Raw genomic sequence first — 14,648 nt, 5'->3', positions numbered from 1 at the left:
AAAAAAACATGAAGAATAATTTAGTCTTGTTTTAAAATCATAGTTTAGGATTAGACCAATCGGAACTCCCTTTATTAGACAAAAGTGCTTCTATCTGAATTTTTCAAACGAAGTTGATTGGAACGGAAGGCACGAGACTCCTGCGGGAATAGCGATTCCAGAGGAGACCCCACAGGCGGCGAAGCGCCGAGGAGGCTCCCGGACCGCCCGCGGAAAGCGAGTGCCTGGAGTGGAAATCAAAGTGCAAATTTTAAAGTAATCAATTATTATTAAGTTTGTCTACAGTCAACCCCTTTGTTTTAAAATTAGATAGAACCCCATTTTGTCGACAATCTGGGACCGTTTTATAGCGGTTTTTTTTGTTGTGTAAATAAGTTAATTTAACTAGATAAAAAGGTTAGTAAAACCAAATCGGTCGGTATACAATCTAGTTAGGAATAATAGTAGAATTGGTTCATGATATAACCTCATCGATAGCTATTCTTAATCATATTTTTTGGAGTGATTGTATGCACAAGCTTATTCAGGCCATATTGCCGGTATTATTACTGTTTATGATTCTGCCAATCTACCAGCCAGATGCTGCGTCTGCAGAAGAGACGACGCAATCTGATGGTGTCATCGTTAAGTACAAAGAGACGAGCGATGAGCCGATCAATGAGTTGATAGAAAAGGTGGAGGTTCCTAAAGGAGAATCAACCGATAACCTGATCGAGGAACTTGAAGAACAGAAGGATGTGGAATATGCAGAACCAAACTATCTGTTCAAGAAGATGGAAAGCCCGAACGATCCAGCCTACATAGACCAGTGGCACCATAAAAAGCTTGGTACGGGTGCAGCGTGGACAAAATCAATGGGATCGAAGGAGTTGATCGTGGCCATCATTGACGACGGCATCGATCGCAACCACGAAGATTTAAAAGGGAGGATCGTCAATGCCTATGATACGATACGCAATCGGAAGCATATCGTCCCAAAAGGGGAGCATGGAACGCATATCGCTGGCATCATTGCCGGTTCTGCGAACAACGGCATAGGCGGTACGGGTGTTGCCCCGAACGTTAAACTAATGCCGATCAACGTCTTTGACGGAGAGTATGCCGATACGGCCGATATCATTGACGCGATACATTATGCCGTTCAGCAAAAGGCAAGCATCATCAATATGAGTTTAGGCGACACCAGTTATTCGGAGTCCTTGAACAAGGCCGTCCAGGAAGCCTATAAAAAAGGCGTACTGATCGTCGCGGCTGCCGGGAATGAAGGAGATATGGGGAAAAATGTACAGCGTGTGTACCCAGCTGCATTCAGCCACGTCATTTCCGTTGCTGCCACTAACTCAAGTGACAAGCGTCCCAGTTATTCCAACTACCATTCAACAGTCGATATTGCGGCCCCTGGAGATGATATCCTTTCAACCTTGCCAAATGGTAAATACGGCTGGATGAGCGGAACATCGATGGCGACGCCAATGGTGGCGGGTGTAGCGGCATTGATTTGGTCCCATGAGCCCAAGCTCAACAAAACGGAGGTTGAATACCGTCTCTATGATTCAGCCGTGGACCTAGGTACAAGAGGGAAAGACATATACTATGGAAACGGGCGGGTCAATGCCAAAAAAGCACTGGAAATGAAGACGCTGACCAAACCGTCCGTGACTGCGATATCCGATAAGGACACCAAAATCAATGGGAAAATCCCGGCTGATTTCAAAACGGGGACCGTCTCCATTTATACCGATAAAAAACAACTCGCCACAGTGAAAATCAACGGCGAAAAAACGTTTACAGCGACCATCGCAAAACAAACAGCCGGCACGACCATCTTTACTAGGCTCATCGATAAAACGGGAAATAAAAGTATACCCGTTTCATTTAAAGTGGCAGATAAAACGGCTCCAGCAAGACCGTCCGTAAATACGGTAGGTGACAATACCGTAAAAGTAACCGGTAAAGCGGAAGCAAGCTCTTCCGTCACCGTCAAAACTGGCAGAACGGTTCTAGGCAAAACAAATTCCAACAGCGCAGGGAATTTCACCGTAACGATGTCAAAAAAACAAAAAGCCGGAAAAGTCCTATCCGTTACAGCAACCGATAAAGCGGGCAATATAAGCTCGGTCAAAACCGTGACCGTCGCAGACAAAACAGCACCGAGTAAACCGACGGTCAACACAGTCACGACAAAAACGACAATAGTAACGGGCAAAGCAGAAGCTAACTCCACTGTGTCCATCAAAGCATCAAAAAAAGTGATCGGCTCTGCCACAGCAACGACCAAAGGCACATTCTCGGTTAGAATCCCCAAGCAAAAAGCCGGAAAGAACCTATATATTCATGCCAAAGACAAAGCGAAAAACGTAAGCGAATCAAGAAAAGTAACAGTTAAAAAGTGATAGAAAAACAAGAACAGCCCCCAATTAGATTATTGGGGGCTGTTCCTGTTTCAATTGAAGGGGGGAACGATACCGTTTTGGGCAAAAAATAAGCAATAGCCAAAACAAAGATAAGCAGTCGAGAAAAATGAATGTAATGAAGGTGACGTTCCAGCTTCCAGAAATTCAATAAATCAGATCTTATTGAAAGTGCTATCTTCTTTAAAAAGAAAAACACAAATAAGGTGCTGCCATTACGTAGCCTCAGCTTTTAAAAATTCTATTAGCCATACAAATTCCAAACCATTTATTCTTTCTTTGATTGTAACCAGTCTAAAAAGTCATCCCTGAAAACCCTCTTGGACCTTTTTAAACGAATTAAAGGGAAATCGCGATTTCCCATGTATTCATCAGCAGTTCGTTCACTAACATTTAAATAAGCTGCTAAATGCTCGACAGTTAATAATTCTGGCAGTTGTGAAATCTCATCCGTTTCGTTCGTTATTATTTCTGCCCTTTTTTCATGATTTACGTAATTTATATGCCCTTCTCCCATGCAACCTGCTACTTTCTTAGAACACTTGGGACACGTCAGTATATCAACTTTATCTTCCATAACAGAAAAACGAGAAACTACGCCAAACAGTGTTGAACAATTCTCACATAAATAAGTATAAACACCTTCCACTTTCAAATTTATCACTCCTTAGACTTATCATTTGTTAAACTAACAAATTTTATAAGGAGCTAATCTGATATGTGGTAGGCGTAAGCACTTTTTACTAATTACGTTTCTATTTTATGTTAGGGTCTGTTAATAAGTATTGTTGATTTTCTTGATGAACTCACTCAGTTAATTTAGTCCTTCTTACTCGTAGGATTTCACCAATAACCTGAATCCCAACACCTGCTCATACCACTTAATCGCAGCATAAAAATCAGGCACAGCGAATCCGATATCAGTAATTGCTGTCATATGTATCCCCCCTGATTATAAATACCCTTATAAGGTGAGGGACAGACCGTACAATTTTGGACAAAAAAAAGAAGCAATAGCCAATAATGCTTCTTTGATTACATATATCGACCTCATGAAATTCTTTAAATCTCACCCTCTTCAAGCCTCCTATTATACTCAACTTTACTGATTAATCCTTTTGCATTACAGGTAAGACAATCTGTATAAATATCGTAGGCACCTGTACCTGCACAAACATGGCATTTAACATGAGTTTCCGGTATATCCTTATGCATGAATGAAAAAACTTTTCCAATATACTGCAGAATAATCATTCCCAAAACTCCTTTTTTTTCTATCATATAACGAAAAAGAGAGAAGGAAACAGGAAATACAATAACATTACTTAAAACAAATAAAACCATAACATACTTTACATGGGGTTAAAAAATTGAAAGGGATTCGTTTTTAGTATTAGGTTTCCATGCTCGCAGAGTTTGTCTCGACCAAAGCAAAATAAAAAGAGCCCTAGGGCTCTAAAATAAACTATTAATTATCAATTTTATCCACCCAATAAAAGAAATCCATAACGGTATGCTCAAAGATGTACCAAACAAAAGTCCTTTAAAGAAATTCCCTTCATTTTCACCTACCATATTGAACACACCTCTCGGCTTGGTTTTCTTGTATATATTATAAATGAAAGCGTTTTCCTTGTGTATGAGGCATTAGAAGCAATTACTTTACAATTTAATTCTTAAAAGAAAGCCGACAAGTTGAATCAGCCCCGCTTTCTCATGAAATTAAAATAATCTTTAATATTTCTAACCAGGATATTTATATGATGCTGGATTTTCCGTTAACTGTGAGTTCTCAGAAAAAAAGACCATCGGCTAAGATGTTGAGCATTACAAATAACTTGAATCCCAACACCTGTTCAGGTATAGCTGATCAATGGGAGTAATTGGTATCAAATGTATCCCAAAGGATAATAAAATACCCCTTTAAAAGCGGGGACAAAAGGTACTATTACAATGTCCAGTGATGTTGGAATAAATTGGAGGAATACACTTTATCGCTGAAAAGTTGATAGTTATAATTAATGAGAGAAAAATAAAGAAAAAAGTGAAATGGAGTTTTTATAGCAGGACTCAAAAAAGAGTTTACTCTATTTTATAAGAGTTCCATGTCAGGTATTAATGTTCAAAATATGGGAGGGATGAGGAAATATGGTTTAATCATTTTCGCCACAATTTGCTTAGCAGTATTGGTTTTTGGCCATCTCTATTAGAAAAACGTAAGACACGCGGCAGGGATAGAGGCTAGAAAAGCTGCAGAAAAAGTAAAAGAAAAGGAAAAAGTAGAAAGGGAAGCATTGAAACAAAGTTTAATACCGGAAAATAATAAACAGCAGTCGCTAATAGATTACCTGAATTATAAGTCGCTAACGCAAGATAGGGTTATTGTATCCTTAGTGGGAAGTAATGGTACTTCAGGAACCGGAGTAAGTATATTTTCTAATAGTTGGGCAGGTCGTTTAGAGAAGAGTCTGCGTTCTGATAGTGATGATTTGGAAACACTAAATTTCATTAATCATGGACATGATGGGTATTCAACAGAGGATTTGCTAAAAGATAAGAAAACTGAAGAGGTCATAAAAGATGATCCCGATCTGATTATTTTTGAAAATTCTCTAATAAACAATCATTATCAATCACTTAGCTTGGAACAGACGAAGAAAGATTTGGAAAGCATTATGTCAAAGTTACAAAAAGAGCTGTCGAATGCAAAAATACTAATCATTTCACCAACCCAGTCGCAAATGGTAAAAAGGAGAATAGTTTAGGGTGAATTATTTGGATTATATTTACGCTTCCGAACAGGTCATCAAAACGAATAAATAAATATATGAATAGTAAAGAAGCTAAGTAAAGATATCCTGAATAATGATAACAAACATCCCAATGACCAAGGGCATTAGATATGGTTTGAGGTTATGGAATAAAAGGGGGAAAAGTGGCTATATCCACTTTTCCCCCTTTAAAAGTTTATTCTTTGCACCTAAAAGAAAGCGTTATCATTGTTTCTCAATCCTTAAAGACATCACTTTCTATCTTGAATAAATTCGCGCATTTCCTCTTTCGATATTCCAGACCCCATAACATCTTGCATGATTTCAATCCACTCTTCATCCATGCCCTTGTCTGCTTGCTCATTCAATAGAGCATCGACCTTAATACAAAGGATTCTAGCGATTTTTTCCAAAACTAATATAGTAGGGTTTGTTTGAAGGTTTCTTTCCAGTGAGCTTATATAGGATTTGGCAACGCCGGATTTTGTGGAGAGTTCACTAATTGACATTTTCCTTTCTTCCCTAAGCGACTTACTCGGTAACCTATCATTTTGACCACACCTAACCATTAATATGAAAATTATATACTGATTTAAACTATCACTTTCAGTTTACACATTTTCCTATCATTTTTAATGATAACTAGGCACTAAAATACTTGACACAATTATATGTATAAACGGATTTTTCTGTTTTGGTAGGCATTTAGTTAGGTTTATTTTTAGTAAATATTGTAAAGTGTGACATCAGGCTAGAAAAAATTGGGAATGGGTGTATACTTAAGTTTATTGAAAATTTAAGTCAAAAATATTCTGGTAAATGGGTAATATATATGTGTTCAATGCAATATTTCAAATTTAGGAATTATTTCCTTTGTATTGCCATTTTCTTTTTTGTAAAATTACTTTGGCATATAAATTGAAAAGTATTCTTTCATTGTAAGTTTCATGAAAATTTCCTTGAAAATACATAAATATAGGTAATATATATGGTATAATGCAATAGGTCATTTTTAACATATCAGGAGGATGAAATGGAAGAAACTATTAGTATTAAAGATATTTTTAAAACATTAAAGAAACGTTGGAAGCTAATCATGCTGCTGACATTAATCGCTGCGTTGATTAGTGGTGCAATATCTTATTTTTTATTAACACCTGTTTACGAATCATCCACACAGATTTTAGTTAATCAGAATCAATCGAAGAACCAAATTGATTCATATCAAATACAATCTAATATTGACATGATCAATACATACAGTGTGATCATAAAAAGCCCTGCTATATTAGAGAAGGTCATTGATGATCTTGAACTAGAACAAAGCGTGGATCAACTTAGTCAAAAAATTACGATTAACAGCCAAGAAAATTCTCAAGTCTTCTCTTTAACGGTTCAAGATAGTAATCCATCGAAGGCAGTCGAAATTGCAAACGCAGTGTCTGGAACATTCCAAAAGGAAATCAAAGATATAATGAATGTCGACAATGTTAGCATACTTTCGAAGGCAGAAGTAAAGGAAAATCCTACTCCTGTAAAACCATCTCCATTATTGAATATCGCTATTGCGGTGGTAGTTGGGTTGATGGCTGGAATAGGCTTGGCATTCCTACTAGAATACATGGATAATACGATTAGAGACGAGAAGGATATTGAGACGCTCCTTGATTTGCCATTACTTGGATCCATCCAAAAAATATTGCAACATAAATAAAGAACCATTCAGTGACATTAAGAAAGGAAGTGGGATTTTTGAGAAGTAAAGATGAAAAACAAGTGAAATTAATTGCGCAGACTAATCCTAAATCGCCTATTACTGAACAATATCGATTAATTAGGACAAACATACAATTCTCTTCAGTGGATAAAGAAATCAAAACCATTGTGGTTACTTCCGCGGAGCCTAATGATGGGAAATCGACTACAGCTGCCAACCTAGCGATTGTGCTGGCTCAAGAAGAGAAAAAAGTATTACTTGTGGATGCGGACTTAAGGAAACCATCTATTCATTATGCTTTTAACCTAAGTAATATACATGGACTTACTAGCGTATTGACAAAGAAAATGGACTTAAGAAAAACTATCTTGAATTCAAATGTTTCAAATTTAGACATTTTAACAAGTGGACCGATACCACCTAATCCTTCAGAGTTATTAAATTCCAAAGCGATAGAAACAGCTATTAATGAACTAAAAGGTATCTATGATTATATCATTTTTGATACACCGCCAGTTCTTGTAGTAACTGACTCTCAAATTGTAGCTAATAAATGTGATGGCGTGATCATGGTAGTGGCAAGCGGCAAGACAAACAAACAAAGTGCAGTAAAAGCAAAAGAACTTTTAGAAAAAGCTAATACGGCATTACTTGGAGTCGTTTTGAATGGAATTGAATCAAATACCAGCAATTATTATTACTATCAATCCTAAAAAAAAAAATTCGACAAATTAATACTCTATTTAATAGCAGTTTTTTATGCTACTATTAACAGGGTATTAATTCCTATCTGATTGCTTAGTGATTAAGCCTATTATCCCATTTATATAAAGGAAGTGTGTGAAATTTGATTGACTTGCATTGCCACATTCTCCCTGGAGTTGATGATGGTTCACCGGATATGCAGGAAAGCATAGTCATGGCAAAGAGGGCGGTAGAAGCAGGGATAACCCACATATTTGCCACACCACATCACCTAAATGAGAGATATGTAAATGTGAAGGATGATATTATTGATTGTGTATTTGAGTTAAATGAGTGCTTACAACAAGAGAATATTCCTCTTTCTGTTCATCCTGGACAAGAATTAAGAATACATCGAGAATTATTTGTTTCACTTGAAAAGGGAGAAGTACTAACGCTTGATAATACCAACAAGTATTTATTGCTAGAACTCCCGTCAGGACATGTGCCTTCATACACGCAAGAACTGATTTATGAGCTGTTGTTAAAAGGGATAACACCAATTATTGTACATCCTGAGAGAAATAAGGAATTGATAGAGAATCATAATCTATTATTTAAACTAGTTCAAGAAGGTGCCTTAACTCAACTTACCTCTGATAGTATTATCGGTATCTTTGGGAAAAATGTTAAGTCATTTTCAAAAAAAATTATTGAGAATAATTTAACTCATTTTATTGCAACTGATGCCCATAATGTAACCTCTAGAGGGTTCACATTACAAAAGGCGTATGAAACAATCACAAAAGCTTATGGGATAGAACGTACATTTTATTACAAAAAAAATGCTGAACAGCTTATTCGGGGGCAAGTTCCATCTATTGAAATACCAATCCCGTTTAAAAAGAAGTTCTTAGGTGTTTTTTAGTAATTTAGTCACAAATGAAACGCTTACATTATTATATTATAAATTTCGATTATATAAATCCATATATAGGGGTATTCCCCAAAAAAATAGGAGGTACGGATATTTAATGAAAAAAGTACGTAAAGCGATTATACCAGCAGCAGGATTAGGAACACGTTTTTTGCCAGCAACTAAAGCGATGCCTAAGGAAATGCTTCCAATTGTAGACAAGCCAACAATTCAATACATAGTTGAAGAGGCAATTGCTTCAGGAATTGAAGACATTATTATTGTAACAGGTAAGGGAAAACGAGCGATTGAAGATCATTTTGATAATGCATTTGAGTTGGAAAACAATTTAATGGAGAAAAGTAAATTTGAATTGTTGGAGAAAGTCCAAGCACCTTCTAAAGTTGATATTCACTATATCAGACAGAAAGATCCAAAAGGATTAGGCCATGCGGTTTGGTGTGCGAGAAAATTCATTGGTAATGAACCATTTGCCGTATTGTTAGGTGATGATATCGTCCAAGCAGAAACACCTTGCTTAAAACAGTTAATGAATGAATATGATAAAACCTTATCCTCTGTCATCGGTGTACAAACAGTTCCCGAAGGAGAAACTCACCGCTATGGAATTATAGATCCAAGTAACCAACACGGTCAACGTTATGAAGTAGATAACTTTGTCGAAAAGCCAGCAAAAGGAACAGCACCATCCAACTTAGCGATTATGGGCCGATATATCTTTACTCCAGAAATATTTATGTTTTTGGAAAAACAAGAAAAAGGTGCAGGAGGAGAAATTCAGCTGACAGATGCTATCCAAAAATTAAATGAAATTCAACGAGTTTTCGCGTATGACTTTGAAGGTAAACGATTTGATGTTGGTGAGAAGTTAGGGTTTATTCAAACGACCATTGAGTTTGCTTTAAACGATGAAACGCTTAAAAAGGATCTATTTGATTTTCTAGAGAAATTATTACTTAAACAAAAACTGTGAGAATAATGTCAATTAAGGGAGGGGAAGTTTTGAAAGCAACGGTAATAGAACAAAGAGGAGCGAAATATGATCATTTATTAACACCAGATCAAGTGAATGCCAATGTGATATATTTGAGAATGAAAAGATTAATTGATATTTTTGGATCACTTATCGGACTCATCTTACTATCACCAGTTTTTATGATTGTAGCAATTTTAATCAAAATTGAAGATCCAAAAGGACCAATATTTTTTAAGCAAGTGCGAATAGGTAAAGATGAAATTGAATTTCATATGTACAAATTCAGATCAATGGTCACAGACGCAGAAGACCGGTTGAGATATTTACTTGCATTAAATGAAGTATCAGGGGCAATGTTTAAAATGAAGGATGATCCACGTATAACAAAAATTGGGAAGTTTATACGAAAAACGAGTATAGATGAACTACCACAGTTGTGGAATGTACTTAAGGGTGAAATGAGCTTAGTTGGACCACGTCCACCACTTGTTCGTGAAGTCAAAGATTATACATCATATGATAAACAAAGATTACTTGTAACACCTGGATGTACGGGGTTATGGCAAGTGAGTGGTAGAAATAGTTTGGGATTCGGTGAAATGGTTGATTTAGACATCCAATATATAAATAATCGTACTTTATTTTTTGATATTAAACTAATTTTTAAAACCGTGATAGTTTTATTTGGTTCAAAAGATGCATACTAGATGGGAACTTTTAGTTGAAATATTATTCTGATAAATACACAAAGGTATCTTTTACACATTTGACCAAATTATCCCTCCAATAAACTGTTTAGGTTTAGTAAGCTTAAAAAGGTTGATTATATAGTTAGTATATTACACAATAACTAGTAAATTACAAAGCTATAGTGGAGGGACAATTAAGGAAAATACAGCACAGATAATAAGGAGAAATAAATGCTAATTTATTTATTATTACCTTTAGCAATTTTATATTTTTTATTTCTTTCTAGAGCAATTATTGTTAGGAATAATAATTTTTTTGGCAATGAAATTTTTGTTGCAAGAAATAATATCACATTATTTTTATGGTTTGTAATTCTTTTAGGATTAGCTGTCTTTAAAGGAGTAAACGTTGGTACAGATTATCCGATGTATTATAGATTTTTTCTTAATGGTTCATATATTGATTTAGAGCCAGGAATCAGTTTTTTTTATGCTTTAGCTGCCGAATATGATAACTTTTTTATATTTTCATTTTGTATTTATTTAGTATTTCTCTTTTTTATTTTTCAAGGAATTAAGAAAAATTCCCCTAATTACTTAATTAGTATCCTTTTATTTATTTTAATGTTTATATACTACTCTAGTTACAATGGATTACGACAAATGATCTCTGTTTCAATAATATTTTGTTTTGTAACTTATATTGTATCTAATCAAAAAAAAGATAGAATTAAATTCCTATTCATAATTTTAATAGCACTTATGTTTCATAATAGTGCTATTTTTCTTTTATTATTATTTTTTATACCTATTAAAAAATTCAGCAGTAAGATTGTTATTCCCCTTTTTCTGCTAACAATAGTTTTATATTTTATACCAGCATTTAAAAATCAAGTAGGGGAACTACTTATAAATATCTCGGGATTCTATGCAGAGAAATATGCGCAAAATCAAAATTATTTTTTTGAAGTCAATAAAGAAAAAGGGCTTATGCAATTAGCGCCAGTTATTATCCAAATGGGCATAGTTTTAATTTCTTTATATGTTCCCCAAAAAAATATAAAGTTAAATATCAACTACAACCTATTTAATTTTAGTACTAATATTGTAATAATAAATTTATGTCTTTATTCTTTAGCGGGAGTTGAGGCAATTGACAGAATTCAAATGTATCTTACCTGTTTTAATATTTATTTTTACTCTATTTTTATCCACATTTTATTGAATTATAAAAAGCTCTATGGACAAATTTTGATAATTTTTATTATTGCATTTTGGTTTTTATATTATTCATTGAGGCTTATAAATAATGTGCATGGTATTGTACCATATAGTTTTTTTAAAATCTGATTTGTAGTTAAGGAGAGCATATATGAATGGAATAAGTCTAATCATTCCTATATATAATGTGGAAGATTATATTGACGAATGTTTACAATCTGTTGTAAAAAGTATGGGAAGATTAACCAATATTCAAATTATACTTGTGGATGATGGATCAAAAGATAGATCAGGAGAAATCGCCCAAAAATTCGTTGACAGATATCCAAATTTTTACTATGTGTCCAAAGAAAACGGAGGGCTATCGGACGCTAGGAATTATGGACTTAAATATGTTAATTATAATTACGTTTCCTTTCTAGATAGTGATGACTATATAGCTGAAAATTATTTTTATGAAGTATTCGAAGCAATGAAAAGTCAACCAGATATGATCGTGTTTGATTGGCTGGATATTGGTGAAAATAATTACACAAATATTATTAAGGGAATTGATTTTCCTGACTTTTTGTGGACAGTACAACCAAGTGCTTGTAATAAGGTATTTAAAAAAACTCTATTTAATGAAGTGAATTTCCCTATGGGTAAAATTTATGAAGATGTCGGATCGATGTATAAATTACTTTTCTTTGTAAAGGAATATATTTATATTAAGAAACCGCTATATAAGTATAGGAAAAATAGAGGAGGGAGTATTTTAACAACTATTTCTCCAAAAATAAATGATATATATGAGGTATTGGATGACACATATTCATTTTATAGAACAAAAGATGCACTAACACAAAAAAATATTGAAGGTCTTTGTTATCAGTATGTAAAGTTACTGATGTGGTCTAATATGTATAGACAATTGAAATTATATAAATTTAATTTTGTGGGCTTTCACAAGAAAATGAAAGAAACTAGAGCCCTTATTTATCATCTTTTTAAAGATTGGAAAAAAAATGAATATATTATTAAGAATGAAGAATTTTTTAAAGCAAGACTAGGCAGTAATTTTGTTAATAAACTTGATGGAATAGGTAAAAATTTCTTCAAAACTACATTAATAATCATTTTGTTGGTAATGAAAAATAAAAAAAGATTTTAAAAATATATTTTTAGGAGATAAAAAGTGGAAAGAGTAATTTGTAGCAGTTTCTTTTTTGGTGATAGTGTAACTCATTATGCAAATATGCGAAAGAAAAATCTAGAGTCTCATAATGAAGTATATATTAAAACAGTTATTTGCCTTTTTAGTTCAGCTAGATATTTTTCAGAAGAAGTAAAATTGATTTTCTATGTTAATGATATACAGAGATTAAACCAGATAAGAGAAGGGTATTATAAAAATGTTTTAAAGAATTTACAGGTTGAAGTAGTAGAAGTTTCATCTCATTTTGTAGATGCCACTAAACGATGGTCAGGTTCAATGTTTATTTTTGATATTATAAAATATATAGTTAAAACTGATGATCACATTGGTAAAAAAGGGTATTATTTCTTGGACACAGATGTCATATTTTTGAATGATTTTAATAAAGTAATAGATATTATAGATAAGTATGAGTGGGCTGGATATGCTCAATTTTCTGAATTTGGTAGGTTTAATTGTTGGTTAGAAAACTTTCACGGTATAAATATAGAAAGAGATAATAAAGTAGCTGTACCTTATGGAGGAGAATTCCTTTATTTGAATTCTAGAACAATACCTGCCTTTTTTGAGACGTTTGAATCTTTATATAAAGATAAAAGTACATTTTATTTTACTGAGGAACATTATTATACAGCTATTTTAAATAGTGAAGAATTCCTAAGTAAGAAAAATATTAATGTTAACCCCTTCTTTAAAAGAGCATATCGAGTAAATAGATGCCTAGATGATCAATTTTTATGGGGGTTACATTTTCCTGGAGAAAAGGATTATAAATTAAAATACTTGTTTAAATCTTTAAAAAAGAAAAATTTTGTGTATTCTCCGAAACTTGCAAAAAAAATCTTAGGAGTAAGCACATTTTTTAATGTTTATGATTTTATTAGTATAGGTAAAATAGCAAAGGCTATATATAGAAAAATTATTAGTGGGTGGAGATGAAAGTATATGAAATATCAAGAAGATTTAATAAGTGTAATAATACCCACTTTTAATCGGGCAAGCATAATATTACGAACTCTAGATAGTGTTTTAAACCAAAGTTACAAAAATATAGAAATATTAGTGGTAGATGATGCATCTACTGATGAAACAGAATCAATTATTCAGGGGATAGATGACCATAGAATTCAATATTATAAGCTAAAAGAAAATACAAAGGGAACTATGCCAAGAAACTTTGGTATTGAAAAAAGTAAAGGACAATATATTGCTTTTTTAGATTCAGACGATGAGTGGCTACCGGATAAATTAGAATTACAATGGAAATATATGAAATCATTTGGGTTAGATAGCGATAATGCACTGTGTTTTACGAATGCTAATGTTCGTATATCTAACAAAAAGACAAATAAAGTATTAAATGATAAGTGTTTATTTAATGATGATATTGTAAATTACATTTTTGAAAAAAATAACTTTGTTCAAACGAGTACATTTATGCTAAAAGCAGACTTGGCAAAAAAAGTGAAATTTAATCCTGACCTAAAAAAGCATCAAGATTATGATTTTTGCATTAGATTACAAAATGAAGGTGTGAAATTCCTTTTATTTAAAAATAATTCAACTATATATTATTCAGATAAAAATTCAGATCAAATATCCAGCTTTAGTGAAGAAAAAATTAAGGACTCAATGGATTGGTTTAACAAAAATATAAAGTATTTCAATGAAAACTCACAAACGGTTTTTATTATTCATAATTATCTATATTCCTATATATTGGATAAAAAGAAAAAGTTAGCTTTGAAAATAACATTAGATGCTTATAAAAAAAATATAATTAGTATGAAGAAACTCATTAAGGTATTTTTATCTCTTCTTATACCCAAAAAAAAATTAAGAAAAATGTTGAGATAGTTGATATTTTAATATTTAAAAATTAGGACATAAACAAAAACTTGAAATAATATCGTAATCAAAACGTTGTAAATATATTACAATGATTATTGACCTCTATATAAGATCCAATTACGACTATTTATTAATAGATATGTGAATGTTTTCTAAAATGATAAAAAAATGTGAATGAATTAAGGGTAATAAT

General features: G+C 33.1%; 15 protein-coding genes. 11 read left to right on the top strand and 4 right to left on the bottom strand.

Annotation, left to right across the window (positions count from 1 at the left end):
* Nucleotides 1-509: 509 nt before the first annotated feature.
* A complete protein-coding gene (locus MHB45_RS15585) occupies nucleotides 510-2,393 on the top strand; it encodes a S8 family serine peptidase (RefSeq protein WP_340907998.1) in 1,884 nt (627 codons plus the stop codon).
* A gap of 286 nt (nucleotides 2,394-2,679) precedes the next feature.
* Here the strand turns inward: MHB45_RS15585 and MHB45_RS15580 are convergent, their stop codons facing one another.
* The 3 genes from MHB45_RS15580 to MHB45_RS15570 all read right to left on the bottom strand — a co-directional run bounded on the left by MHB45_RS15580 (nucleotide 2,680) and on the right by MHB45_RS15570 (nucleotide 3,665).
* Entirely contained in the window at nucleotides 2,680-3,060 is a 381-nt protein-coding gene (locus tag MHB45_RS15580) for a helix-turn-helix domain-containing protein (RefSeq protein WP_340908160.1), read from the bottom strand.
* 180 nt (nucleotides 3,061-3,240) lie between these two features.
* Entirely contained in the window at nucleotides 3,241-3,348 is a 108-nt protein-coding gene (locus tag MHB45_RS15575; RefSeq protein WP_340907997.1) for a VOC family protein, read from the bottom strand.
* Nucleotides 3,349-3,473: 125 nt separating this feature from the next.
* Nucleotides 3,474-3,665, bottom strand: a complete 192-nt coding sequence (locus tag MHB45_RS15570) for a hypothetical protein (RefSeq protein ID WP_048681418.1) — start codon at nucleotides 3,663-3,665, stop codon at nucleotides 3,474-3,476.
* 1,040 nt (nucleotides 3,666-4,705) lie between these two features.
* Between MHB45_RS15570 and MHB45_RS15565 the strand changes: the two genes are divergently transcribed.
* Entirely contained in the window at nucleotides 4,706-5,176 is a 471-nt protein-coding gene (locus tag MHB45_RS15565; RefSeq protein ID WP_340907996.1) for an SGNH/GDSL hydrolase family protein, read from the top strand.
* A gap of 257 nt (nucleotides 5,177-5,433) precedes the next feature.
* Here MHB45_RS15565 and MHB45_RS15560 read toward each other — a convergent pair whose 3' ends face one another.
* Nucleotides 5,434-5,751, bottom strand: coding sequence for a helix-turn-helix domain-containing protein (locus tag MHB45_RS15560; RefSeq protein ID WP_340907995.1), 318 nt, complete (start codon nucleotides 5,749-5,751; stop codon nucleotides 5,434-5,436).
* A gap of 464 nt (nucleotides 5,752-6,215) precedes the next feature.
* Here MHB45_RS15560 and MHB45_RS15555 point away from each other — a divergent pair, with 464 nt between their 5' ends.
* The 9 genes from MHB45_RS15555 (at nucleotide 6,216) to MHB45_RS15515 (ending at nucleotide 14,461) form a co-directional block, all read left to right on the top strand.
* The gene (locus tag MHB45_RS15555; RefSeq protein ID WP_340907994.1) at nucleotides 6,216-6,896 is read left to right on the top strand and encodes a YveK family protein; all 681 of its coding nucleotides are present in this window, start codon (nucleotides 6,216-6,218) and stop codon (nucleotides 6,894-6,896) included.
* Nucleotides 6,897-6,934: 38 nt separating this feature from the next.
* Complete coding sequence (locus MHB45_RS15550; protein ID WP_340907993.1) at nucleotides 6,935-7,612, top strand: CpsD/CapB family tyrosine-protein kinase; 678 nt, start codon at nucleotides 6,935-6,937, stop codon at nucleotides 7,610-7,612.
* A gap of 134 nt (nucleotides 7,613-7,746) precedes the next feature.
* Nucleotides 7,747-8,511 carry a tyrosine-protein phosphatase gene (locus tag MHB45_RS15545; protein ID WP_340907992.1) on the top strand — a complete coding sequence of 255 codons (765 nt, stop codon included), beginning with the start codon at nucleotides 7,747-7,749 and terminating at the stop codon, nucleotides 8,509-8,511.
* Nucleotides 8,512-8,617: 106 nt separating this feature from the next.
* Complete coding sequence (galU, locus tag MHB45_RS15540; RefSeq protein ID WP_340907991.1) at nucleotides 8,618-9,493, top strand: UTP--glucose-1-phosphate uridylyltransferase GalU; 876 nt, start codon at nucleotides 8,618-8,620, stop codon at nucleotides 9,491-9,493.
* Nucleotides 9,494-9,522: 29 nt separating this feature from the next.
* Nucleotides 9,523-10,203, top strand: a complete 681-nt coding sequence (locus MHB45_RS15535; RefSeq protein WP_340907990.1) for a sugar transferase — start codon at nucleotides 9,523-9,525, stop codon at nucleotides 10,201-10,203.
* Nucleotides 10,204-10,416: 213 nt separating this feature from the next.
* On the top strand, nucleotides 10,417-11,535 hold the full coding sequence (locus MHB45_RS15530; protein WP_340907988.1) for an EpsG family protein: 1,119 nt from the start codon (nucleotides 10,417-10,419) through the stop codon (nucleotides 11,533-11,535).
* Nucleotides 11,536-11,557: 22 nt separating this feature from the next.
* A complete protein-coding gene (locus tag MHB45_RS15525; RefSeq protein WP_340907987.1) occupies nucleotides 11,558-12,559 on the top strand; it encodes a glycosyltransferase family 2 protein in 1,002 nt (333 codons plus the stop codon).
* Nucleotides 12,560-12,583: 24 nt separating this feature from the next.
* On the top strand, nucleotides 12,584-13,543 hold the full coding sequence (locus MHB45_RS15520) for a hypothetical protein (protein WP_340907986.1): 960 nt from the start codon (nucleotides 12,584-12,586) through the stop codon (nucleotides 13,541-13,543).
* 6 nt (nucleotides 13,544-13,549) lie between these two features.
* Complete coding sequence (locus tag MHB45_RS15515; RefSeq protein WP_340907985.1) at nucleotides 13,550-14,461, top strand: glycosyltransferase family 2 protein; 912 nt, start codon at nucleotides 13,550-13,552, stop codon at nucleotides 14,459-14,461.
* Nucleotides 14,462-14,648 lie beyond the last annotated feature (187 nt).

Origin of the sequence: Peribacillus sp. FSL K6-5616, assembly GCF_038008245.1 — a bacterium.
In the GTDB taxonomy this organism is placed as follows: Bacteria; Bacillota; Bacilli; order Bacillales; family DSM-1321; genus Peribacillus; species Peribacillus frigoritolerans.
This window is presented reverse-complemented; position numbering and strand designations above follow the sequence as displayed.

Bases quoted from the DNA above. Each gene is read 5' to 3' on its own strand.
- MHB45_RS15585 (WP_340907998.1), top strand. From the start codon at position 510: ATGCACAAGCTTATTCAGGCCATATTGCCGGTATTATTACTGTTTATG.
- MHB45_RS15575 (WP_340907997.1), bottom strand. From the start codon at position 3,348: ATGACAGCAATTACTGATATCGGATTCGCTGTGCCTGATTTTTATGCT.
- MHB45_RS15570 (WP_048681418.1), bottom strand. From the start codon at position 3,665: ATGATTATTCTGCAGTATATTGGAAAAGTTTTTTCATTCATGCATAAG.
- MHB45_RS15560 (WP_340907995.1), bottom strand. From the start codon at position 5,751: ATGGTTAGGTGTGGTCAAAATGATAGGTTACCGAGTAAGTCGCTTAGG.
- MHB45_RS15555 (WP_340907994.1), top strand. From the start codon at position 6,216: ATGGAAGAAACTATTAGTATTAAAGATATTTTTAAAACATTAAAGAAA.
- galU (WP_340907991.1), top strand. From the start codon at position 8,618: ATGAAAAAAGTACGTAAAGCGATTATACCAGCAGCAGGATTAGGAACA.
- MHB45_RS15530 (WP_340907988.1), top strand. From the start codon at position 10,417: ATGCTAATTTATTTATTATTACCTTTAGCAATTTTATATTTTTTATTT.
- MHB45_RS15525 (WP_340907987.1), top strand. From the start codon at position 11,558: ATGAATGGAATAAGTCTAATCATTCCTATATATAATGTGGAAGATTAT.
- MHB45_RS15515 (WP_340907985.1), top strand. From the start codon at position 13,550: ATGAAATATCAAGAAGATTTAATAAGTGTAATAATACCCACTTTTAAT.